Source organism: Streptomyces sp. NBC_00386 (assembly GCF_036063235.1).
Classification (GTDB): domain Bacteria; phylum Actinomycetota; class Actinomycetes; order Streptomycetales; family Streptomycetaceae; genus Streptomyces.
The window spans coordinates 4529621-4552776 of sequence record NZ_CP107950.1 but is presented as its reverse complement, the minus strand read 5'-3'; the positions used below and the strand labels follow the sequence as shown (position 1 = coordinate 4552776).

19 protein-coding genes, 1 tRNA gene and 2 pseudogenes are annotated in these 23156 nt (G+C 70.2%); 16 read left to right on the top strand and 6 right to left on the bottom strand.

Features of this window, described 5'->3' with window-relative positions:
* Window positions 1-187: 187 nt before the first annotated feature.
* The 7 genes from OG780_RS20035 (at window position 188) to OG780_RS20005 (ending at window position 6846) form a co-directional block, all read left to right on the top strand.
* Window positions 188-532, top strand: coding sequence for a YbaB/EbfC family nucleoid-associated protein (locus OG780_RS20035; RefSeq protein ID WP_326786519.1), 345 nt, complete (start codon window positions 188-190; stop codon window positions 530-532).
* Window positions 533-631: 99 nt separating this feature from the next.
* On the top strand, window positions 632-1231 hold the full coding sequence (gene recR / locus OG780_RS20030) for a recombination mediator RecR (RefSeq protein WP_328450093.1): 600 nt from the start codon (window positions 632-634) through the stop codon (window positions 1229-1231).
* Complete coding sequence (locus tag OG780_RS20025; RefSeq protein WP_328450091.1) at window positions 1224-1883, top strand: DUF5063 domain-containing protein; 660 nt, start codon at window positions 1224-1226, stop codon at window positions 1881-1883. The genes recR and OG780_RS20025 overlap by 8 nt, the downstream gene beginning before the upstream one ends.
* A 303-nt stretch (window positions 1884-2186) precedes the next feature.
* Window positions 2187-3479 (top strand): aspartate kinase, encoded by a 1293-nt coding sequence (locus OG780_RS20020; RefSeq protein WP_328450089.1) that lies wholly within the window; start codon window positions 2187-2189, stop codon window positions 3477-3479.
* The gene (locus tag OG780_RS20015) at window positions 3476-4537 is read left to right on the top strand and encodes an aspartate-semialdehyde dehydrogenase (RefSeq protein WP_328450085.1); all 1062 of its coding nucleotides are present in this window, start codon (window positions 3476-3478) and stop codon (window positions 4535-4537) included. The genes OG780_RS20020 and OG780_RS20015 overlap by 4 nt, the downstream gene beginning before the upstream one ends.
* Before the next feature lie 552 nt (window positions 4538-5089).
* Complete coding sequence (locus OG780_RS20010; RefSeq protein WP_326786515.1) at window positions 5090-5716, top strand: SigE family RNA polymerase sigma factor; 627 nt, start codon at window positions 5090-5092, stop codon at window positions 5714-5716.
* Window positions 5713-6846 carry a hypothetical protein gene (locus tag OG780_RS20005; protein ID WP_328450083.1) on the top strand — a complete coding sequence of 378 codons (1134 nt, stop codon included), beginning with the start codon at window positions 5713-5715 and terminating at the stop codon, window positions 6844-6846. The genes OG780_RS20010 and OG780_RS20005 overlap by 4 nt, the downstream gene beginning before the upstream one ends.
* 54 nt (window positions 6847-6900) lie before the next feature.
* Here OG780_RS20005 and OG780_RS20000 read toward each other — a convergent pair whose 3' ends face one another.
* Together OG780_RS20000 and OG780_RS19995 are read right to left on the bottom strand one after the other, a co-directional pair.
* A complete protein-coding gene (locus tag OG780_RS20000; RefSeq protein ID WP_328450081.1) occupies window positions 6901-7758 on the bottom strand; it encodes an SURF1 family protein in 858 nt (285 codons plus the stop codon).
* A 49-nt stretch (window positions 7759-7807) separates the two neighbouring features.
* Window positions 7808-8182 (bottom strand): nuclear transport factor 2 family protein, encoded by a 375-nt coding sequence (locus OG780_RS19995; protein WP_328450078.1) that lies wholly within the window; start codon window positions 8180-8182, stop codon window positions 7808-7810.
* Window positions 8183-8389: 207 nt separating this feature from the next.
* Between OG780_RS19995 and OG780_RS19990 the strand changes: the two genes are divergently transcribed.
* Window positions 8390-10219, top strand: coding sequence for a S9 family peptidase (locus OG780_RS19990; protein ID WP_328450076.1), 1830 nt, complete (start codon window positions 8390-8392; stop codon window positions 10217-10219).
* 297 nt (window positions 10220-10516) lie between these two features.
* Here OG780_RS19990 and OG780_RS19985 read toward each other — a convergent pair whose 3' ends face one another.
* Window positions 10517-12451: a potassium channel family protein gene (locus OG780_RS19985; protein ID WP_328458250.1), complete on the bottom strand. Its 1935-nt coding sequence runs from the start codon at window positions 12449-12451 to the stop codon at window positions 10517-10519.
* A 271-nt stretch (window positions 12452-12722) separates the two neighbouring features.
* On the opposite strand from OG780_RS19985, the gene OG780_RS19980 reads away from it, so the two are divergent.
* From OG780_RS19980 to rarD, 7 genes are all read left to right on the top strand, one after another.
* Entirely contained in the window at window positions 12723-14678 is a 1956-nt protein-coding gene (locus OG780_RS19980) for an Ig-like domain repeat protein (protein WP_328450074.1), read from the top strand.
* Between the two features lie 1091 nt (window positions 14679-15769).
* Window positions 15770-15952, top strand: coding sequence for a lysine biosynthesis protein LysW (locus tag OG780_RS19975; protein ID WP_443062180.1), 183 nt, complete (start codon window positions 15770-15772; stop codon window positions 15950-15952).
* Window positions 15953-16079: 127 nt separating this feature from the next.
* Entirely contained in the window at window positions 16080-16811 is a 732-nt protein-coding gene (locus tag OG780_RS19970; RefSeq protein WP_328450070.1) for a TauD/TfdA family dioxygenase, read from the top strand.
* On the top strand, window positions 16808-17518 hold the full coding sequence (locus OG780_RS19965) for an aspartate/glutamate racemase family protein (RefSeq protein WP_328450068.1): 711 nt from the start codon (window positions 16808-16810) through the stop codon (window positions 17516-17518). Before OG780_RS19970 ends, OG780_RS19965 begins: the two co-directional genes overlap by 4 nt.
* A complete protein-coding gene (locus OG780_RS19960) occupies window positions 17515-18936 on the top strand; it encodes a DUF6025 family protein (RefSeq protein WP_328450066.1) in 1422 nt (473 codons plus the stop codon). Before OG780_RS19965 ends, OG780_RS19960 begins: the two co-directional genes overlap by 4 nt.
* Window positions 18937-19002: 66 nt before the next feature.
* Complete coding sequence (locus tag OG780_RS19955; RefSeq protein ID WP_328450064.1) at window positions 19003-19725, top strand: hypothetical protein; 723 nt, start codon at window positions 19003-19005, stop codon at window positions 19723-19725.
* Complete coding sequence (rarD, locus tag OG780_RS19950) at window positions 19722-20774, top strand: EamA family transporter RarD (RefSeq protein WP_328450062.1); 1053 nt, start codon at window positions 19722-19724, stop codon at window positions 20772-20774. Before OG780_RS19955 ends, rarD begins: the two co-directional genes overlap by 4 nt.
* A gap of 67 nt (window positions 20775-20841) precedes the next feature.
* On the opposite strand, the pseudogene OG780_RS44655 reads toward rarD, so the two are convergent.
* A pseudogene (locus OG780_RS44655) lies at window positions 20842-20916 on the bottom strand (NADPH-dependent FMN reductase); the annotation flags it as partial.
* 45 nt (window positions 20917-20961) lie between these two features.
* Here OG780_RS44655 and OG780_RS19945 point away from each other — a divergent pair.
* Window positions 20962-22050 (top strand): annotated as a pseudogene (locus tag OG780_RS19945) (LacI family DNA-binding transcriptional regulator); the annotation flags it as partial.
* Window positions 22051-22171: 121 nt separating this feature from the next.
* Here OG780_RS19945 and OG780_RS19940 read toward each other — a convergent pair.
* Window positions 22172-22245, bottom strand: a tRNA-Pro gene (locus tag OG780_RS19940).
* A gap of 28 nt (window positions 22246-22273) precedes the next feature.
* Window positions 22274-23074: a Pr6Pr family membrane protein gene (locus OG780_RS19935; RefSeq protein WP_328450060.1), complete on the bottom strand. Its 801-nt coding sequence runs from the start codon at window positions 23072-23074 to the stop codon at window positions 22274-22276.
* Window positions 23075-23156: the final 82 nt, after the last annotated feature.

Below are 23156 nucleotides of genomic sequence, written 5' to 3'. Positions count from 1 at the left end.
ACCGCTCAATGGGTGGCGATGGACCGGCTTTACCGGCTTTTCCGCCCGGAAGTGGGCCTTGATCAGGTATAGGCGCTGCTGTGATGTCACTCGAAAGAGTGCTTGGGCGACGGGCCCGTCGACCACGTAGGCTCATGCTGGACAGGAGAAAACGCTCGGACAGCCGTACTCGAACCAGGAGCTGATCGTGATTCCCGGTGGTGGCCAGCCCAATATGCAGCAGTTGTTGCAGCAGGCCCAGAAGATGCAGCAGGACCTGGCGAACGCGCAGGAGGAACTGGCGCGGACCGAGGTCGGGGGCCAGGCGGGCGGCGGCCTGGTGAAGGCGACCGTGACGGGCTCCGGAGAGCTCCGCGCCCTGGTGATCGACCCGAAGGCGGTCGATCCCGAGGACACCGAGACACTCGCCGACCTGATCGTCGCGGCCGTCCAGGCGGCGAACGAGAACGCGCAGGCGCTCCAGCAGCAGACGCTCGGCCCGCTCACCCAGGGGCTCGGCGGCGGCAGCGGCATCCCCGGTCTGCCTTTCTAAGACCGGCGGCATCCAACTACCGTACGCACCAGGAAGAAACAGTAGGAAGAACAGCGGGACGGGACCAGGCGGTACCGGAGCACTCGGAAAGGCAGTCCGTTGTACGAAGGCGTTGTTCAGGACCTCATCGACGAACTGGGGCGGCTCCCCGGCGTCGGTCCCAAGAGCGCGCAGCGGATCGCCTTCCACATCCTGCAGGCGGAGCCGACGGACGTCCGTCGGCTCGCGCAGTGCCTGATGGAGGTCAAGGCGAAGGTCCGCTTCTGCGCGACCTGCGGCAACGTGGCGCAGGAGGAGCTGTGCAACATCTGCCGCGACCCGCGCCGCGACCTCTCGGTGATCTGCGTGGTGGAGGAGCCCAAGGACGTCATCGCGGTCGAGCGCACCCGTGAGTTCCGGGGCAAGTACCACGTGCTCGGCGGCGCGATCAGCCCGATCGAGGGCGTCGGCCCGGACGACCTGCGGATAAGGGAACTCCTGACCCGTCTCGCCGACGGAGCGGTCACCGAGCTCATCCTGGCCACGGACCCGAACCTGGAGGGCGAGGCCACGGCCACGTATCTCGCCCGCATGATCAAGCCCATGGGCCTCAAGGTCACCCGCCTGGCCAGCGGCCTCCCGGTGGGCGGCGACCTGGAATACGCGGACGAGGTCACGCTCGGCCGCGCCTTCGAGGGGAGACGACTTCTAGATGTCTGACGCCACGCTGCACGCGACCAGCCCGGACCCCGACGACTTCGTCGTTCAGATCGCGGACCAGGTGGAGAGCTTCCTGGTCGCTGTCAACGAGGTGGCCAAGGGCGACGAGCCGGACTCGGCCGTGCCCTTCCTCCTGCTGGAGGTCTCCCAGCTCCTCCTGGCCGGCGGCCGTCTCGGGGCGCACGAGGACATCGTTCCCGACGAGCGCTACGAGCCGGACCTCGGCCCCGAGGCGGACGTGGACGATCTCCGCGAGCGTCTCGCGGTGATGCTGGAGCCGATCGACGTCTACTCCGAGGTCTTCGACCCCTACGAGCCCCGCAAGGCCCCGGTCCCGGCCCGTATCTCCGACGACCTCGCCGATGTCATGACCGACCTGCGCCACGGCATGGCCCACTACCGCGCGGGCCGCACCACGGAGGCCCTGTGGTGGTGGCAGTTCTCCTACTTCTCGAACTGGGGCTCCACCGCCTCCGCGACGCTGCGCGCCCTGCAGTCCGTGGTGGCCCACGTCCGGCTGAACCAGCCTCTGGAGGAGCTCGACGGCCTCGACACCGACCAGGAGATCGGCGAGGAAGCGCTCGCGGAAGAGGCCGGCAAGGTGATGGCGGAGGAGATCGCGGGGCCGCTGGGCCTGCGCACGGTCAAGTGACCGACCGCGCTCCGGCGGGGCCCCGCCGTGCCGACGGGCGCGGGAGAGAGCCCGCCGTGCCGACGGCCGCGTCCCGCCCGTCCGTGGTGTGACCTGGGGCACGTTCGGAGTGGCGGGGCTCCGGCACGGGCAGGTGCCGTCTCGGAGCGGCCGGATCTCCCTTACCGACCTGACAGCCCGGAGTGATCACGTCGTGAGCGGGACATCTCACGATGCGATACCCCGGAAGGGAAATCCGGCCGCTCGTTAGACTGAGCCGACCGCAGTATTGCGGTGCAGAGACGGACTGAGCGAGGAGCGCACGTGGGCCTTGTCGTGCAGAAGTACGGAGGTTCCTCCGTAGCCGATGCCGAGGGCATCAAGCGCGTCGCCAAGCGGATCGTGGAAGCGAAGAAGAACGGCCACCAGGTGGTCGTGGTCGTTTCCGCGATGGGCGACACGACGGACGAGCTGATCGATCTCGCCGAGCAGGTGTCTCCGATGCCCAGCGGCCGGGAGTTCGACATGCTGCTGACCGCCGGAGAGCGGATCTCCATGGCCCTGCTGGCGATGGCGATCAAAAACCTGGGCCACAGCGCCCAGAGCTTCACCGGCAGCCAGGCAGGCGTCATCACCGACTCGGTCCACAACAAAGCCCGGATCATCGACGTCACCCCGGGCCGTATCCGTACGGCGCTCGACGAGGGCAACATCGCCATCGTCGCCGGCTTCCAGGGCGTCTCGCAGGACAAGAAGGACATCACCACGCTGGGCCGCGGCGGGTCCGACACCACGGCCGTCGCGCTGGCCGCGGCGCTCGACGCCGAGGTGTGCGAGATCTACACCGACGTGGACGGCGTGTTCACCGCCGACCCGCGCGTGGTGAAGAAGGCGAAGAAGATCGACTGGATCGCCTTCGAGGACATGCTGGAGCTCGCCGCCTCCGGCTCGAAGGTGCTGCTCCACCGCTGTGTGGAATACGCCCGCCGCTACGACATCCCGATCCACGTGCGCTCGTCCTTCAGCGGACTTCAGGGCACCTGGGTCAGCAGCGCACCACTCGTTCGAAAGACACAGCAGCAAGGGGACCAGAAGGTGGAGCAGGCCATCATTTCCGGTGTCGCTCACGACACCTCCGAGGCCAAGGTCACGGTCGTCGGCGTCCCGGACAAGCCGGGCGAGGCCGCCGCGATCTTCCGCGCCATCGCCAACGCCGAGATCAACATCGACATGATCGTGCAGAACGTGTCGGCGGCGACCACGGGCCTGACGGACATCTCCTTCACCCTCCCCAAGACCGAGGGCCGCAAGGCCATCGACGCCCTGGAGAAGGCGAAGAGCGTGATCGGCTTCGAGTCGCTGCGCTACGACGACCAGATCGGCAAGATCTCGCTCGTCGGCGCCGGCATGAAGACGAACCCGGGTGTCACGGCCGGCTTCTTCGAGGCGCTCACCGACGCCGGGGTCAACATCGAGCTGATCTCGACCTCCGAGATCCGTATCTCCGTGGTCACCCGCGCCGACGACGTCAACGAGGCTGTACGCGCCGTGCACAGCGCCTTCGGGCTCGACTCCGACAGCGACGAGGCCGTCGTCTACGGAGGCACCGGGCGATGACCCGACGACCGACGCTCGCGGTCGTGGGAGCGACCGGAGCCGTCGGCACGGTCATGCTCCAGATCCTGTCCCAGCACGCGGACATCTGGGGTGAGATCCGACTGATCGCCTCGCCGCGCTCGGCGGGCCGCAAGCTGGCCGTGCGCGGTGTGGAGGTCGAGGTGACGGCCCTGTCGGAGGACGCCTTCGACGGGGTCGACATCGCCATGTTCGACGTCCCGGACGAGGTGGCCGCCCAGTGGGCGCCGATCGCCGCCGCCAAGGGCGCGGTCGTCGTCGACAACTCCGGCGCCTTCCGGATGGACCCGGAAGTGCCCCTGGTCGTCCCCGAGGTGAACCCGCACGCCGCGCGTGTGCGCCCGCGCGGGATCGTCTCCAACCCGAACTGCACGACCCTGTCCATGATCGTGGCGCTGGGTGCCCTGCACGCCGAGTTCGGACTGCGTGAACTCGTCGTCTCCTCGTACCAGGCGGTCAGCGGCGCGGGCCGCGCGGGCGTCGACACGCTGCGCCGGCAGATGTCCCTCGTCGCGGGCACGGCACTGGGGAACAGCCCCGGTGACGTACGCCGGGCCGTGGGCGACGACACGGGCCCGTTCCCGGAGCCGGTCGCCCTGAACGTGGTGCCGTGGGCCGGGTCGCTCGCCGAGGACGGCTGGTCCTCGGAGGAGATGAAGGTACGCGACGAGACCCGCAAGATCCTCGGGCTGCCCCGGCTGAAGGTCGCCGTGACCTGCGTCCGCGTTCCCGTCGTCACCACGCACTCCCTGACGGTGCACGCCCGCTTCCAGGACGAGGTGACCGTCGACAAGGCCCGGGAGATCCTGGACACCGCGCCCGGCGTCGTGCTCTTCGACAACCCGGCCGCCGGCGAGTTCCCCACGCCCGCCGACGTGGTGGGCACCGACCCGACCTGGGTGGGCCGGGTCCGCCGGGCACTGGACGACCCGACGGCCCTCGAACTGTTCGTGTGCGGGGACAACCTGCGCAAGGGCGCCGCCCTGAACACCGCTCAGATCGCCGAGCTGGTGGCGGCGGAGATCAGCAGGGCCTCGTAGACCGTCAGGACCCGGTGGATCGCCAGGACCCGATGTCTCATCAGGACCCGATGGATCACCCGGACCCCCTGGATCCGGTTCTCCGCCGGGGCGTAGGCTCCGCAGGTTCTGCGCTCCCGGAGCCTTCCGGCCGTAAACCCGGTGCCCCGCGGCGGGCGGGTTTGTAAGATTCCTGTCGGTTCAGTGATCAACTTAATGGTCCTGACCACTTGAACGGACCCGTATCGGCGTTCGAAGATTTTGCTACCGCCCCGCCGCAACCGCGCGCGGGGCCGTGAGCGTCTTCGCCGTCGCCATTCAGGGGCGTCCGGGGGGCGGCAGAGCATTGGGCACAGGGGAAGAGCTGTTACGCATGAGGGCATCTGGTGCACTGTCGCGCGCGCGGGTCCGTGTGACGGCGGGGGGCCCGGGCGGCGTTCCGAAGGGCGTGACTCCGGCGGATGTGGCACACGAAACGAATGTGATGACATTCGCGTACAACCCTCCTGGGGGGACGTGTGTCCAACTGGCGTGGCAGAGGTACTCGAATTCACCGCGGTCCAGACAAGGGGCATGGCCCTGCGTCCACCCCGCCGACTCCGCAGCCCCGGCGCGCCCGGCGGCATGCCGGTGATCGCGCCCATGCCCTCAGCGCGGCCCGCCCGCATCCCGAGTCAGCGTGACGGCGCCGAGGACAGCCTGGCGGCGGGCACGACCGTCGACCATCTGACCGAGACCTACCGGGCGCACTACCGGTCCCTCCTCGGTCTCGCGGCACTCCTCCTCGACGACACGGCCTCCTGCGAGGACGTCGTCCAGGAGGCCTTCATCCGGGTGCACTCGGCGCGCAAACGCGTCCGGGACCCCGAGAAGACGCTCGCCTATCTGCGTCAGACCGTCGTCAACCTGTCGCGTTCGGCCCTGCGCCGGCGCATCCTCGGCCTCAAGCTCCTCTCGAAGCCGATGCCCGACATGGCGAGCGCCGAGGAAGGCGCGTACGACCAGTTGGAGCGCGACGCCCTGATCAAGGCGATGAAGGGACTCCAGCGGCGCCAGCGCGAGGTCCTGGTGCTGCGCTACTTCGCGGACATGACCGAGGCCCAGGTCGCCGAGACGCTCGGTGTCTCCCTGGGTTCGGTGAAGGCGTACGGCTCGCGGGGCATCGCCGCGCTCCGCGTCGCCATGGGGGCTTCGGCATGAGCGAGCACGACGACCGGCGGCACCCCGAGGACGAGGGGCGCCCGGACCACGAGCACAAGCAATCGCACGCTGGGAACGGAAATGTGAACCACGGCCCCGACGAACAGCCCGGAACACCGGACGTGGACGGACTGGGACCCGAAGGGCTCGGGAGCGACGAGCTGGCACTGCGCCGGCTGTTGCACCAGGCCGTTCAGGAGATCGAACCCACCGACGGCACCCTGGACCATCTGCGCCGGGCGGTACCGGCGCGGCGCGCCCGCAAGCGGCAGGCCGTGGTCGGCATGGCGGCGGCGGCGCTCTTCATGGGCACGGCGATCCCGGCGTTCGTCCACGTCTCCAACTCCTCGGGGTCGAACCCCGACCCGTCCATCGCGGCCAACAGCTCACAGGCCCAGGGCGGCGTGAGCCAGGGCAAGGGCTCGGGCGGCAGCTCCGGAAAGGACACGGGCGGCTCGGCCGGCACGTCCGCGGGCGACGGCGACAGCGGCAAGACCGAGTCACCGGGCGACAAGGACAAGAACACGGGCGGCGCGGGCACGGGCGGCACCGACCCCTCGGCCTCCGCCCCGGCCGCCCTCACCTGCACCGCGGACCAGCTCGGCGGGGCTTTCGGCACGGCCGCGGCACCGGACGCCGCCGGCGCGGTCTACGGCTCCTTCACCGTCTCGAACGTCTCCACCTCCGCCTGCACGGTCACGGGCGCCGGCAAGGTCGACACGCTCGCCCAGGGCGCGGCGGACGGCGCCAACGTCGGAGTGGCGACGCACGTGGGGGGCGACGCGGCCGCCGGGCTGCCCGACCCCTCCACGGAGGTCACCTCCCTGGTGCTCCAGCCGGGCACCTCGTACGTGGTGAAGTTCGCCTGGGTGCCCTCGTCGACGTGCCCCACCGCGGCGGAGCCCACACCGGACCCGACCCCGACGCAGGGCACCGGCGAAACCGGCGGCACGACCTCCGACTCCGCGGTGGCCGGCACCTCGCCCCAGCTTCTCGTCGAGGACGGCACGCTGGACGGCAGCGTCGTCGTCTCCAGCACGGCGGCGACGGGTGGCGCGACGGCATCGGTCACCGTGTCCAACGCCTGTGCGGGCACGGTGTACCACACGGGGATCCTGGCCTCGTCCTGACGGACCGGTGACCAGCACGGCATCGGGCGGCGGCGCTTGTGCGACGCCGCCCGGTCAGGCCCTCGTCGACGGCTTGACCGCGGTGACGCCGGCCTCCTCGGCCCCGTCCGCCGGGGTGGCCGGGGTTTCGGGGGTGCCCGAGGCCTCCTGGGTATCCGGGAGCAGTCCCAGTTCGGCGTCGCGGACGAACTCCACCTCGCGGCGCAGCAGGCGGAACCACATGAAGACGACGAAGCCCGCGAAGACGAACCACTCGCCGGTGTAGCCGAGGTTCTGGAACGCCTTGAGATCGAGGCCGGTGTTCGCCGGCGCGGACGGAGGCACCGCCTTCATTCCGGCGTCGGCCTTGTCGAGCGTGATCCACGCGTCGTACGGGGTGTACGGCACGAGGTTGACCAGCGACGAGGCGCTGATCGCGGCCGTCTGCCCCGGGGGAAGCCCGCCGACCGCGCTGACACCGTTCGAACCGGGACTCTCGGACGCCTGGAGGGCGCCCGTGACCGTGACCTCACCGGTCGGCGCGGCCGGGGCCTTCGCCGCGTCCGCCGTACCGGGCAGCCAGCCCCGGACGACGGGCAGTGCCTTGCCGCCGTCGACCCGCAGCATCGTCAGTACGTAGTACCCGCTCCTGCCGTCCAGTTCCCGGCCCGGCACCAGCAGCTGCTTGTCGTACCGGCCCTTCGCGGTGGTCTGCCTGCCGGACGTCTGCATGGTCACGGGCAGCATCGAGGCCAGCGGCCGGGCCGGGTCCGTCTTGGCCGCCGAGGCCGCCGCGTCCGCCGTCCGGTGGTCCTGCACCCGGTCCTCGAACCGCCCCAACTGCCACGACCCCATGAAGACACAGAAGGGGATGGCCAACAGCACGAAGACGTTGATCCCCCACCAGCGGGGCGTCAGCAGGAACCGGTACACGCCGTCCACGGTACGGGGCCCTTGAGCCGGACTCGTCCCTGGGGCCCGCTCAGTACCGCTCGGCAAGATGGTCCCGGCCCGCCGGAGGCTCGTACGGCTCGGGCCAGAAATCGGTCACCGTGGAGATACGGCCCGACGCGTCCGCCGTGAAGAACGTGATCGCGTGCATCTTCTCCAGGCCCACCGTGACGTGGGTCCAGGTGACGGCCTGACCGGCTTCGGCTATGACGCGCTCGATCTGGACGTGCCAGTCGCCCGGATACTCGCGGTTGAACTCGACGTACCGCTCCCGGCCGCTGATGCGCTCCCGTGTCTGCGGCAGGGTGTAGACGACGTCCTCGGCGAGCAGTTCCGCGAACGCTTCCCAGTCCCGGGCGTCCGCGGCGGCCCAGTAGCTCTCGGCGGCCTTGCGTAGATCGGTCATGCGAAAAAGTCTGCACCCCGCCACTGACAACGGCCCTGACCTGCGCACACGGCCCTGCGGAACGACCGGCCTCGACTTCGTTCCCGGAGCGCCGGGGCGGCTTCCTGCGCCGTTCGGCGGCTTGTTGAGTACGCGGGGGCCGCGAGGTTGTCCACAGGCTGGGGGCCTCTCCGGCGCGAGGCGGGCCGGGCCAGGCACTATGGGGCCATGACTGAGAGCACCAGGTCCATCGAGCCGCAGCAGGCAGACATGCCCGACTGGGAGAAGCGCTTCCGGGCACCGCGGGTGTCGCTGCCGGACTGGGCGGAGGACGCCCCGCACCGTTCCCTGTTCGTCTCGAACGCGACGGGGACGTACGAGCTGTACGCATGGGACCGCGCGACGGGGGAGCAGCGCCAGGTCACCCACCGGGCGAACGGCACGACGGACGGGGTGCTCTCGCCCGACGGCGAGTGGATCTGGTGGTTCGACGACAAGGACGGCGACGAGTTCGGCATCTGGCGTCGCCGCCCGTTCGACGCCGCCCTGGTCGTGGGCGGTGCCGACGAGCCGGCGGTTCCCGGCCTCGACCCCTCCTACCCGGCGGGCCTGGCCATCGCCCGCGACGGGCGTACGGCCGTCGTGGGCCGCTCGACGGACGACGACGGATCGACGATCCATGTGGCCCGCGCCGGTGAGGCCACGGTGGAGATCTACCGGCACCGCGAGTCGGCCGGGGTCGGTGACCTCTCGCACGACGGCTCGCTGATCGCCGTCGAGCACACCGAGCACGGCGACGCGATGCACTCGGCGCTCAGGGTGCTGCGCCCGGACGGTTCGGCGGTCGCCGAGCTCGACGACACCGAGGGCGGCACGGTCGAGCTGGGCCTCGAGGTGCTGGGCTTCGCCCCCGTCGACGGGGACAGCAGGCTGCTCATCGGGCACCAGAGGCGCGGCCGCTGGGAACCCCTGGTGTGGGACGTGGTCACCGGCGAGCAGACCGACCTGGGCCTCGACCTGCCCGGCGACGTGGCGGCGGAGTGGTATCCGGACGGCTCCGCCCTTCTCATCGCGCACAGCTTCGAGGCGCGCAGCGACCTGTGGCGCTACGACCTCGCCTCCGGTGAGCTGACCCGGGTCCCGACCCCGCCCGGCACGGTGTCAGGGGCGACGGCCCGCCCGGACGGCACGGTGGAGTACCTGTGGTCGTCGGCGGCCGAGCCCTCGGCCGTCCGTTCGACGACCGGCGAGATCGTCCTGGACCCGCCCGGCCAGAAGTCCCCGGGATCCGTCCCCGTGGAGGACGTCTGGGTCGAGGGCCCCGGCGGCCGCATCCACGCCCTGATCCAGAAGCCGGCCGGCACCACCGGCCCGCTGCCCACCGTCTTCGATATCCACGGCGGTCCGACCTGGCACGACAGCGACTCGTTCGCGGCGGGCCCGGCGGCCTGGGTCGACCACGGCTACGCCGTGGTCCGGGTCAACTACCGCGGCTCCACCGGCTACGGCCGCGCGTGGACCGACGCGCTCAAGCACCGCGTCGGCCTCATCGAGCTGGAGGACATCGCGGCGGTCCGCGAATGGGCGGTCACGTCCGGCCTGGCCGACCCCGACCGGCTGATCCTCACCGGCGGTTCCTGGGGCGGCTACCTCACCCTCCTCGGCGTCGGCACCCAGCCCGAGGCCTGGGCCCTCGGCATCGCCGCCGTCCCGGTCGCCGACTACGTCACGGCGTACCACGACGAGATGGAGGCGCTGAAGGCCATGGACCGCACGCTCCTCGGCGGCACCCCGGAGGAGGTCCCCGAACGCTTCGAGGCGTCCTCCCCGCTGACCTACGTCGACGCGGTCAAGGTCCCCGTGTACATCTCGGCCGGTGTCAACGACCCCCGCTGCCCCATCCGCCAGATCGACAACTACGTCACCCGCCTCGCCGCCCGCGCAGCCGTCCACGAGGTCTACCGCTACGACGCGGGCCACGGCTCCCTGGTCGTCGACGAACGCATCAAGCAGGTCCGCCTGGAACTCGACTTCGCGGAACGACACCTGGGCAGGTGACACCGGCGTGCCGCCGGGCGTCCCGGGGCTCCGACAGAGGGCCCCGGGACCGGGGTGGTGCCGGTTGTCCCGGTCCCGGGGTTGCGCCGGTCGTGCTCTGGGACCTGGCTCGCACCGGTTGCAGCCCGGGACCGGCCTGGCGTCGTTCGTGCCCCGGGCCGGGGCGGGCCGACGCGGTACGGGCGAGAACGTGCCGACGACCCCGACGCGTCGGCCTCGACGTGCCGATGCGTCGGGGCGCCGGCGGACAGCGTGCCCGGCGTACCGCGGTCGCGACGGCCGACAGAGCGCTCCCGTCTACGCCCCTGCGCGCTGCAGGGGCCGTCGGCCGAGCAGTTCCGCCAGGCCCCGCCGCGTCGCGGCGAGGACCACGCGGTCCTCGGGCCGCAGGACATAGGTGGAGGGCAGGTCCCACACCAGCCGGGGACCGCGCGCGCCGGACGCCTGGTCCGCCCGGCGCTCCTCGGGAGTCGCCGTGTCCAGCGCGAGCACCCGCCAGGCCCCCGCCCGGAACGCCTCACCCACCGTGCGCCCCTCCAGCTGCGGATGCCCGCCCACGTCCACCGCGGCGAACAGCAGCACCCGCCGCTCGACGGGAATCGCCCCGAGGATCTGTCTCCCCAGCATCGCCCCCGCGAACGCGGGCGCAGCCAGATGGGACACGCTGCGGCTCCGGGTGAGCGCGCCGGGATGCGCGGCCCGGAGGGTGCGGTAGACCGCGGTCGCGAAGTCGTCGTCGTACAGCCGAAGGACGACGCGCAGGTCCGGGTTCAGGGTGCGGGCGGAGAGTACGGCCTCCAGGTTCATGGTGTCCGCGCTGGTCAACGCGAGCAGCGCGTGCGCGCGGTGGATCTTGGCGGCCTCCAGCACCCCTTCCTGCGTGACGTCCCCCAGCACCACGGGCACGCGCAGACTCCGTGCCAGCGCGAGCCCCCGGGCCTCCGGATCGGCCTCCACGCACACCACGGGGATGCGCAGCTCACGAAGCCGCGCCAGCACCCGCGTACCGATCTTGCCGACCCCGAGCAGCACCACATGCCCGGACAGCCCGCGTGGCGGCTTCCGCAGGGCGGTCCCGCTGCGGAAGGTGCCGAGCGCCTCGAGCACGGCGGCGAGCAGCACCGGCAGGAGCAGCAACCCGACCATTCCCGAGCAGAGTTGGAGGATCTGGCGCCCGAGCGGCTGCCCGATGGCCGGATCGTTGATGGCGAAGAGATCGAGCAGCGTCAGATAGGTCGCCTGGAGCGGGGGCTCCCCGGTGACCAGCATCGAGGCCACGGCGAGCCCGACCACACACGAGACGAGCCCCACGAACGACCAGCGCAGCCTCCGGGACAGCAGCGAGCCGAACCACGGGACGACCCCTCGTCCGGGGTTCAGTTCGGGACCGGAGTACGACACGTTCTCCAGGACGACGGTGCCGCGCCCGGTGGCGGCGGCCACCGCCCTTTCGTCGGGCAGGAGTTGAGGTCCCTGCGCACCACTGCTCTCGGAACCGTCGGCGCCGGCTGGGTCGTTGGTCGTGGCGGAGAGCAACGCCAGTGTGCACAGCCCCGGATCGGCGACCTCGCCCGGACCGGGCGGCGGCCGCTCCACCGCGCGCAGCATCAGTCCGTCGGTCTGGACGACCTTGCTGGTACCGGTCATGGCGGTCGCGGAGAGAGCGGGCGCGGCCGTGTCGGCGTCGGACAGCACGGTGGTGGAGGTGTCGTAGACCTCGGTGTTCCCGTCCGCCGGCGGGGCGTTCGTCCCCGGGGCTCCTCCGGCGGCCAGGGCCGAGGCCTGGTCGAGGAGGGCTTCTATGTGCTGTCCGAGACGCCGGTTGTAGAGCCGCAGAACCAGCCGGATCCGCGGGTTGAGCCGCCGGGCGGTGAGGGCGGCACGGATGTTGGTCTCGTCGTCGTCGTACACGAGGGCGAGGGCGGTGGCCCGATCGACACCCGCGTGGGTGAGCGTGACCTCGGTGAGCTCGGCGACCTCCACGAGCCGCTCGGATCCGGGCGGCTCGTCGCCGGGGCCGCCCCCTCCCCCTCCCCCGTTGCCGTTGCCGGAGGCCCGGTTGACCGCCGCGGACACCCGGTCGAGCAGGGCGGTGGCCCGCGCCCGCCCGACGACCGGCAGCCGCACGCCGCCCTGCGCGGGCGGCACCACAAGGGTCACCCGCTCGCCGTACACCCCACGCAACTCGGCGGCCAGCCGCTGGGCCAGGGCGTCGTCCCCGGCCACCACCATGTGCTCGGCGGCGTCGCTCGACGCGCTCTGAGACGGAAGATTCCCCACGAAGGAGAAGACTGCCGTACGGATACGGGTGGTTCCAGCGAGGAGGCCCGGCAACAAGGGCCGCCGCCGAGCCCGGAAGAGACGAAGGGGCCCCCTGTGCCGCGGTTCCCCGCAGCATGATTTATTCTTCGCTCACTTGCCACACGCGGTACACGGGTTTTCACAGACCGGACGCATGGGTGGCACCCTCTCGCGCTCACCTTCATTCCGGGGGTTCGACACTGTGCGTCTGCGCACTCTTCCCGTCGCCGCAGCCCTGGCGGCCCTGTTCGGCTCGGTGGTGCTCGCCGTACCGGCGTCCGCCGACTCCAGCCGGTCCATAGCGCTCTTCGGAGTGAACGACACCGTGGTGGACGGCGTCCACCAGCGGGTCTTCATCAGCGACGCCTACAACAACCAGATCGTCGTCACCGACCTCACCGGGAAGGTCGTCAAGACCCTCGCCGGCCTGTCCCAGGTCCGCGGCCTGGAGCTGAGCCCGGACTCCGGCACGCTGTACGCCGCGCTCTACGGCGCCGACAAGATCGTCGCCATCGACACCGGGCAGCTCACGCAGACCGCCGAGTACCCGACGGGCGACGGAACGACCCCCTCCGGAGTCGTCTACGCCGACGGCAGGCTGTGGTTCGGCTACGGCGACCAGTGGGAGTCCGGGCTCGGCGAGGTCGACCTGACCGCCGAGACGCCCACGGTGACCCTCGACCTGGCGGCCGGCCACGACTTCGCGAGCCCGCCGGCGCTCTACGCCGACCCCGACAACCCGGGCACGCTGCTCGCCCTCGACGCCGGGATCAGTTCCGGGCCGATCATCGTCTACGACATCTCCTCGGGCACCCCGGCGATCCGCGTCTCCGCCGAGAAGGGCGGTTTCTACAACGACGCGGCCCTCACCCCGGACGGCCAGAACGTCGTCGTCGCGGGCCCCGGGAACCGGGCGCTCACCGAGTACCGCCTCTCCGACCTGTCCGAGGTGCGCACGTTCCCGACCGTCTCGGAACCGGAGACGGTCAGCATCGCCCCGGACGGCACCGTCGCGGCGACCGTCCTCGACACCGACAACGTCGGCGACACCCTTGTCTTCAGCAACGACCCAGCCCGCCCGGCCGGCGTCCGCAACCTGTCGCGCGACTGGATGCCCTGGGGCGGACACTCCACCAACTGGTCGGCCGACGGCTCGAAGCTTTACGTGCTGACCGGGAACAGCAACACCATGCAGTTCCAGACCGTCGACGAGCCCCGCAAGTACGCCTCCACCCTGACGGTCGACGCCCCGACGAAGGCCACCCGCGCCGCTTCCCTCACGGTGAAGGGCAAGCTGACCGCGAACCTGGCGCTGCCCGCGGGCACCCCGCTCCAGGTCACCCGCACCGACCTGGAGTCGCCGAACGGCAAGTCCCTCGGCACCAAGTCCCTCGGCACGGGCGGCGCGTACTCCTTCACGGACATCCCGCCGGCCGGCGGCACGGTCAAGTACACGGTGACGTACGCCGGTGACACCACGCACACCGCCGCGACGGCCACCGACACCGTCGACGTCTCGCGCGCCACGCCCACGCTGACGCTGAACAACAACGGCAAGGCGTACGACTACGCGCAGTCCGTCACCTTCACCGCACACCTCGGCACCACGTACAAGAACCGCACGGTCGAGATCTGGGCCAACCCGTACGGCGCCGACAAGCCCAACAAGCTGGTGAAGTCCGGCACGGTCAATTCCAGCGGCAACCTGTCCGTCACCCTCAGCCTGACGCGCAAGACCGAGCTCACGGCGAAGTTCACGGGCGACGCGCGCTACGCGCCGAAGACGACGACCAGCACGGTCGGCGCCAGGGTGAAGGTGTCCACGGCGCTCGGCGGCTCCTACAAGACCCAGTACACGTGGAGCCACACCTACTACTACTTCCACCAGTCCAAGGACCCGGTCGTCACGACCACGATGACTCCGTACCAGGGCCGCAAGCAGCTGCTGCAGATCCAGGCCTATTCCGGCGGTGTCTGGCAGACGACGGGCAAGGAGTACTTCAAGCTCGACTCCGCGGGCAGATCTGTCGTCACGCTCACAGGCACCCCGCCCACCGGCCGGCGCTTCCGGGTCCGCGACTCGTACGTCAGCGGCTCGGGCGACAGCGTGAACACGACGACGTACGGCGCCTGGAAGTACTTCACCTTCACACACTGAGGTCCCTGCGCCGGCGGCCACGGACGGCATCTTCGGCTCAGACCGACGCGGGTCGTAGGCACTCAGGAATCGACAGTCACGCAGTTGGCGACAGCAGCAACGCCAGAGGGCCCTCACCGATCCGGTGAGGGCCCTCTGAACTGCTGTCCAGCTGTCGGGGCGGCGGGATTTGAACCCACGGCCTCTTCGTCCCGAACGCGACCGGGCCCCTCGTGACCTTGATCCGGAGGCATTGACCTGCCAGTTCGACTTCGGCGCTGTCCATCACTGTCCGGGACGGTCCTGGCGTGGTTACCGTGTTTGGCCCCCCGACTGTCGCTTTTCAGGCCGTGTCTGGGCTGGTGAGGGGATGCTCACGAGGCGAGCGGATGCCTTCGGTCGCTTGTGGTTGTGCGCCGGTGCCGGCGTACAGCGATTCGTCGTTGTTGAGTTCTCGCCGAACGACGGACGCGAATGCCCCCACCCGGACGGCGCGTTCCGGAGACCAGCGCATTCACGTTCCGACGGAAGAAGGCTCCACCCCCATTGCTTCGGGGGCAGAGCCTTGGTGGGCCATCCCGGCCTCGTCCGGACGTCAGCCCATCCAGCCGGAGGCTCCGTGTCTGCCTCATCGGCAGAGAAGGCCAGGTCGCCAACTGGTACAGAGCCTGACGCGAGCGGCGCCAGGAGAGCCGCCGATCCGCCGAATATGGAGCCGGCCGATGTCCTGGCTCCCGCCTGCCGGCACGTCCGCATCCGGAGCCGGTGGATCACGCCTCCCTCGCCGCGGGTGGCGTGGAGCTGGTGGGTCCGGCCTTCGACGTCGATAGCCGAGACGCATCGCTCCTGGAGTCGCCCAGGGACGTCCGCGATGCGGGGCCCGGAGTCCCCAGGATGACGTTGGTGCCACGTCTCATGGGCCTCAGGGGCGAGGCGAGATCCTCTCGCACCTCCGCGGCGGTAAGCGAGACGCTTAGGCGCGGGAGAGAAGGGGCAACACGGCGCGTCTCCGTGGATGCCTTCGTCGCGGACGCACGCGACGTGGGCACGGTCGTACCGTCCTTTCGAAACGGCATTCCGGCGGTGTTCTCCGGAACAACCGATCGAAAGGAATGCGTCCTGTGCCCACCGTGCAGGCCTGTCCCGAGTGCGAGGACGAGGTGCGGGTCAGCCAGACGGCGCGGCTCGACGAGATCATCGATTGTGCCGGGTGCCGGAGCCAACTGGAGACCGTGGCCCTGAGGCCGACGGTGCCCGCCCGCGCGCCCGAGGTCGAAGAGGACTGGGGAGAGTAGCAGTCGGCATCACTTGTCCGTGCCACCTGGAAATGAGAAGAGTCCGGGAAAGCCCAGAGCATTGATCTTCCGCTCGGAATTCTGCCCGCAGTTCACCAAGTGGGTTTTCAACTGAAAGGAACATGCAATGACACAGCTGATTGCCATGGAGCCGATCGAGCTGACCGAACAGGACTCGGCCGGCGCCGGCACAGACCTGGTGGCCGGCCGACTGGCCACGTACGGCTGGGCGTATGTGGGTTCCGTTCCCCGCGGCTTCGACTACGTCGGCTTTCTGCAGCAGTTCGGCGACCTCCTGCCGCAGTACCGCGGCGAAAAGGTATGGGACCTGAAGCCGGAACCCGACATGGACGACGTCTATCACTCCAACAACACCAGGGCCCTCATGCCGCACACCGAGGGCTATGAACAGCCCGGCCTTCCGCCGCGGTACGTGGCGCTGTGGTGCGTTACTCCGTCCACCGGACCGGGTGGGGAGACAACCCTGGCGGACGGCTACGAGATGCTGGGTGGCTTGACGGAGCGGGACAGGGAGTTGCTGCGCGAGCGCCAGTACGAATGGCACTGCAGCGAGGGTCTTGCCCGCCAGGGCGTCCACCTCAGCAACAGCCATCCGGTCCTGGAGTCCTACGCCGGCGTGGACGTGCTGCGCTACTCGTACAACAACGTCGAGTGCGTGCCCGACGGACTGCTCATCCCCTACCTCGAAGCCGGCAAGGAGTTCTTCGATCGCGAGCACTCCTCCGTGCTGATGGCACAGGACGCACTGCTGATCTGGGACAACTGGCGCATGATGCACTCGCGGAACGCCTTCACCGACCGCGGCCGCCACTTCAAGCGGGTGCTGATCGGAGCATGAGCGCCACACAGGTCGCGGCAGGGACGTACCGCAGACGTATCGGTGTCATCGCGGGCCTCGGACCACTGGCCGGCGCCAACTTCTACATGCGCCTGGTGACGGCCACGCCGGCAGGCAGCGACCAGGAGCACCCGGATGTCGTTCTCCTGTCCGACCCGGCCGTCCCCAGCCGCCTCGACCATCTCCAGGGGTGCGGCCCGTCGCCTGTCCCGCAACTGCAGGCCATGGCCCGGCGACTCGAGGCGGCCGACTGCGAGCTGCTCGTCCTGACCTCCGTCACCACCCATGCCTACTTCACGGACATCGCCGCGGCAGTGACCGTTCCGGTGGTCAACGGCCTCACCGCGACAGCGCATGCGCTGCGGTCCGCCGGCATCGTCCGGCCGGCGTTGGCCGTGACGACGCCGGCCCGGTCGCTGGGCATCCTCGATGCGGCGTTGCGCGAGGCGGGGATGGAGCCGTGCTACCCCGATCCGCAGACCCAGCACGAGATCCAGTCGCTGGTGGAGGCGGTGAAGGGCGGACGCCCGCTTCCCTGGCTCGCACGCGACCTGGATGCCGCCCTGGACCGGGACTGGACCCGGGGAACGGACGCGGTCCTCGTGGGCTGTACGGACATCTCGCCGCTCGTGCCGTACCTGCGGGGCGAGGTCCATGACGTGGCGGCGATCCTCGCCGAAGCAGCCCTGGCGGAGGCGCGGCGATGACGGCCGAGGGTGGCTACCGGCTCGTGGTCGACCTCGGCCTGGACAGCGTGCGGGCCCAGGAGGAGTGGGCCGCGCTCAACGCGCGCGAGACCGGCTTCGCCTGGAATCACCTGGGGAACTCGACCGTCCCCCTCGACCAGGTGCCCGGCACCCTGCTCACGGCGGGTGTGCGCCCGCCTCGCACCGGCCACATCGGGGACTGGCGGGACATCTGGGCCGGGCGCAGCACCGTACTGGACTACAACGCGGTCGTCTGCCGGGACGTCGACGCGGGATACCCGCTCCTCTACGACCTCACCCAGACCGAGACCGCCGCGCTGGACGCCGGGGACACCCTCTTCCAGCCCGGCGCGCTGTTCCATGACGGACGGCGCGAAACCCTGAACCTGCTCCGCTGGAGCGACGGCGGGTTCGTCCCGCACGACGGCAGCACGCCTCTGTTCGTCCCCTTCACCGCAGTGGAGTACGAGGGACGGCGCCTTCCGCTGGCCGCCCTGCACCGGGACCGCAACGGCACGGCGCACGGCCTGCGGTACCACTCCGACCTGCTGCTCCACCACCGTGGTCGCTACCGGGAGCTGCTGCTGTGCCTCATCGACGCCGCCGAGGACGACCGGCGGCTGGGGGCGGTCTTCAACCGTGTCGCGTCCAAGGACGGCCGCCTGGAGCGCCGCCCGGTGACCCGGAACGGAAGGGGATTTCGGGCAGGCGACCAGTACTACCCCGACGCGGAAGCACTGGTCGACGCGAGTCTGATCCCGGCCGAGGCGGCCACGCGCCAAGGAGGGCTCGCGGACCTTCTCAAGTGCACCCCACAGGAGGTGCCGCTCGTCTCGGTCGAGGTGGTGGCGTTGTGCCATGCCTTTCTGGGCGCGCACCGGTCACCGCCGGGGCCGTCGGAAACCGGCGCGGCCGAGGTCCATGTCCACTGGGGTGCGCTGGCCATGGCCGGTGCCCCGCCCCGTCGGCGCGGGTACTTCGGCAAACAGGTCAAAGCGGTCCGCTGGATGTACGACGCGGTGGTCGCTGCGTTGCCGTGGACGTCGCCGGTCTACTTCGTGCTGGCGCCCGTGGCTCCGTACTTCCTGTGGCTGCCCGAGACCGATCAGTCGAGCCGCGAGGCGCTGGGCGAGTTGGTCCGGCGGACGCGGCACGCAGTGGCTCGGTGGCCGGACCGCTTGGACCTGATGGTCCCGGCGTTCGACCATGTCCTGGAGAGCTGGATTCTGGAAGGGCACCTCAGCCCGGACCTGAGCCGCAGATTCCAGTGGGCGGACCGGGAATCCCCGCATCCCGCGGACTGCGACCCCGTGCGTCTGGCGCCTGTCGACGCTGCCGGCCGACTGACCGTCCAGCAAGCGTGCCTTCTGGTCGGCGGACTCACGCGGGCGGCGCAGCGTCAGCCCCTTCCGGCCTGAGCTCTTCCCCGCTGATCACCTCCCCTGATCCCCCCAGCCCGTGACAGACGAACAGAGGATGCCGAAGTGACCGACACAGTGAGCGCCGAGCCGATCCACAGGATCCTCACCACTTCGCGAGACCACGCCGAGTACAGGGACATGTTCGCCCTCGACGAGGCAACCCTCCTTGCCGGTCCGGTACTCGACTGCGCCGCCGGGGCGAGCGACTTCGCGCTCCGCGCACGCGCGGTCGGCGCCACGGTCGTCAGCGTGGATCCCCTGTACGACTCGCTTCCTCACCACCTGTCGGCGACGGTCATCGACGAGCTGGAACGGGGGACGCGACGAGCGGCGCAGGTCCCCGACCTGTACGACTTCTCATGGACCGGCGGGCTGGACGCGTACCTCGCACGCAGGCGGCACGCTGCCGAGTCCTTCCTCGACGACTACGCCGAGAACTGGTCGAGGCCGGACGGCGGCTCAGGCCACTATGTTGCGGCGGCCCTTCCGCAACTCCCCTTCACGGACGGCTCCTTCGCCCTGGGCCTGGTGCCCAACCTGCTGTTCACCTACGCCAACCTCTTCGACCGGGCCTGGCACGCGGCGTCCGTACGGGAGGTACTGAGGGTCGCCCCCGAGGTGCGGATCCATCCCGTCACGGACACCAACGGACGCCCGTACGGCGAGCTCGCACTGCTCCTGGAAGAACTTGCCGCCGAAGGAATCGACTCCCGCCTCATCGACGTGGACTACCGGCTGCACCAGGGGCCCAGCCACACCCTCGTATGCCGGAGTGCGCGACGATGACCCGCCAACGGCAAGGAATGGCGGCCGCCGTCGCGGCCTATGCGGCGTGGGGATTGTTCCCCCTCTACTGGCCGCTGCTCAAGCCCGCGGCCGTGGGCGAGATCCTCGCCCACCGGGTGGCCTGGTCCGCGATGGTGGCAGTGCTGCTGACGGCGGCGTGGCGGCGGGGGCCCGCGATCAAGGCCGTCCTGAAGTCTCCCGCCCGGCTCGGACTGATGAGCCTCGCGGCCGTGCTGGTGGGCGCCAACTGGGGCATCTACATCTGGGCGGTCAACGCGGACAAGGTCGTCGAGACGTCGCTCGGCTACTTCATCACTCCCCTGGTGACGATCGCCCTGGGAGTCGTCTTCATGGGCGAACGGCTGCGCCGCGCCCAGTGGGCAGCCGTCGTACTGGGCCTCGTCGCGGTCGTGGTCCTGACGATCGGCTACGACACGGTGCCGTGGACCGCACTGTCACTGGCGGGGACCTTCGCGACGTACGGCGCGCTGAAGAAGAAGGCGAACGTGCCGGCCCTCGAAGGCTTCACGATCGAGACGGCCGTACTGTTCCTGCCGGCTGTGGTGGCAGTGACAGCCTTCCAGGTGACGGGCAGCGGCACGTTCGTCAACCGGGGCCCGAGCCATGCTCTGCTCCTGGCGGGCGCGGGCCTGGTGACCGCGGTCCCCCTGCTGTGCTTCGGCGCCGCCGTGGTGCGGATGCCACTCTCGCTGCTGGGGATGGTGCAATACCTCGCGCCTGTCTTCCAGTTCATTCTCGGCGTCCTGCTCTTCGGGGAGCCGATGCCCCTCGCCCGCTGGCTGGGCTTCCTGCTGGTCTGGGCCGCCGTGGTCGTCCTGCTCACAGACGCCTGGCGCCAGCACATCCGGCACCGGAAGCAGACGCCCGGCGGCGCCCCGGCCCGCGTCGGGCGGACCGTACCCTCCCCGCGTGGAGCGACCGGCCCCGGCAGTCCAGGAAGGCCACACGGAACGGTCGCGGTTCTGAAGCCGCGGGCGGCCGGTCGTGACCGGGCCGGTTCCCGGGTGGAACGAGGGGTGTCGAGATGACGGGCCGCGCGCGGACCGTGGCTACCTGGAGTTCGGCCAGGACGAACCGCAGCGCCTCGGCGGCCCGGGCTCCGGCGCCCCAGCCGCCGTGGCTGATGATCCCGGCGGCCTTGCCGTCCCACTCCCGGTAGACGTAGTCCAGGGCGTTCTCCAGGGCTCCGGGGCAGGAGTGGTTGCACTCGGGGACGAGGACGCTGTCGACGAGGGGCTGCGCGACTCCAACCCGGCAACCAAGCGCCGCGGACGAGGAAAGCGCGCCGGCCGCTCACGCAATCGGGGCCCGGAAAAGGCGGTCACGACCGCACTCGGCATCCTGCTGCTCGCCGAGAGAATGGCGCTGCTGTCCGGCTGCGACGACGAGTTCGTCGCCGGCGTCAATCAAGGGCTACACCGGCATGCGCTGGGGCGAGATCGTGGGCCTTGAGCCCTAGTTCGTCCGGCCGAGGAGCATCCGCGTGGAGTGGCAGCTCTACGAACTGGACACCGGCGAACTGCACCGCTGCCCGCCCAAGGACGACTCCTACCGCGACATCGACACTCCCGATTTCCTCGCCTCGCTGCTTGCCGGCCACATCGCCCGGACGAGACCGAAGCCTTGCGAGTGCCACGGACTGGCCTGCGTCTTCCGCGGCCACGGAACCGCCAACGGGTCCGCAAGCCGCCCCGGGGCGAGGCTGGTCGACGTGGCACGCCGCTCCGGCGTGTCGACCGGCACCGTCTCCAACGTCCTCAACCGCCCGGATGCCGTGGCGGAGCCGACCCGCCTGAAGGTGCTGGAAGCCGTCAGCGATCTCGGATACATCCGCAACGCCGCATCGGGGGAGTTGGCCGCTCACTGGCGGCGCTCCGGTTTCGCCACGTGGCTCTTTCGCCCGGCCGCGACAGGGCGGTACCCGGGGAGGGGCACTCAGGAAGAGCGGCTGGTGCCCGTCGTTGCCGAGCCGTGGCCTGGCATACCGGCGCGTGGGCGAGGAGCCTCCAAGCGGGCTGAGGCGTGCTGGGTGCCGATCGCCCCGGGGCTCACCCCGCACGGCCTGCGCCACACGCACAAAACCCTGATGAGAGAAGTGGGGACCCCGCCAAAGCTCATGGACGAACGCATGGGCCACGAGGACGGCTCCGTCCAGTCGCGCTATGACCACACATCACGCCGGGGATGCGGCAGGCGCTGATGGCCGCGCTCACCGGGATGTGGGAGGAAGCGTTGGACGCGCGCCGGACGATGAGTCTCGGCTCGCCCGTGACCGCTCTGGATGCGTTGCTGAAAGCCCGCTAGCAGGCGCCGATCCGGAGACGGATTCCAAGATCTTCTCCAGGATTTCTCCAGAGAGCCCCTGGAGAACGAGACAGGCCCGGTGCTGATTACTCAGCACCGGGCCTGACCTGCGATTTAGCTGTCGGGGTGGCGGGATTTGAACCCACGACCTCTTCGTCCCGAACGAAGCGCGCTGCCAAGCTGCGCTACACCCCGATTGTCGCTGCTCTCGCGGCGACGTCGTTTACTTTAGCCCACCGTTGGCCTGAGACGAAATCCGGTTTTCTGGGCGTCGGAGGCGGCGTCGGACCGGGTCGGGGCGCACGTGGTCGAGGACGACGATGAGGAGGGCCAGGGCATAGAAGGCGACGCCGAGGATGGCGGTGTTGCCGAGGACGCCTCCGTAACCGTGCTGGTCCACGTCGGCGAAGGGGTAGAGGTAGCGCGCCGGGGTTCCGGGCGTCAGCATCGCGCCGCGGGCGAGGCAGAAGGCCAGATAGGCGAGGGGATAGATCAGCCACGTCGCCGCGTTGCGCAGCGCCAGCGGGGTCGGGCGGGTCAGCAGCAGCCAGTCGAGGACCACGGCGATCGGCGTGACCGTGTGGAGGAGCTGATTGGCGACCGCGTGCCAGCCGGAGAGCGTGTCGTTGCCTCCCGTCATGGAGAACGGGATCGACTGGTTCGCCAGGATCAGGTGATAGACCAGGCCAGTGATCGAGATGTAGATCAATGTGCCGCCGGTCAGCACCCCGGGCAGGGGCCTGCGTGCCGACCAGGCCCGGCGGGCGGATGCCGCGAAGACCACGGCGACGAGCAGATTGGTCTGGATCGTGAAGTAGCTCAGCACCCGGCCCGGGGTGCCCAGCTTCATCTCGATGGCCACGCCCGTCGTCGCCGCGAGGGCCACCAGGACGCGGTAGGCCGCCGTGGCCGGGCGGCGGGAGGGAGCCACCACCGCCGTCGCGGGGACGAAGGAGCGGGTCGACGGGAGGATGCCCGGTATCGCGGGGAGATCGGGTATGTCCCTGGGCATGGGGGTGATCATGCCCTCACGCTAAGCGGATCGGGGCATTTGGGCGATATGAGTCGACTGGGTGGGTTACGCGGCCGTTCTGTGACGTCCTGCG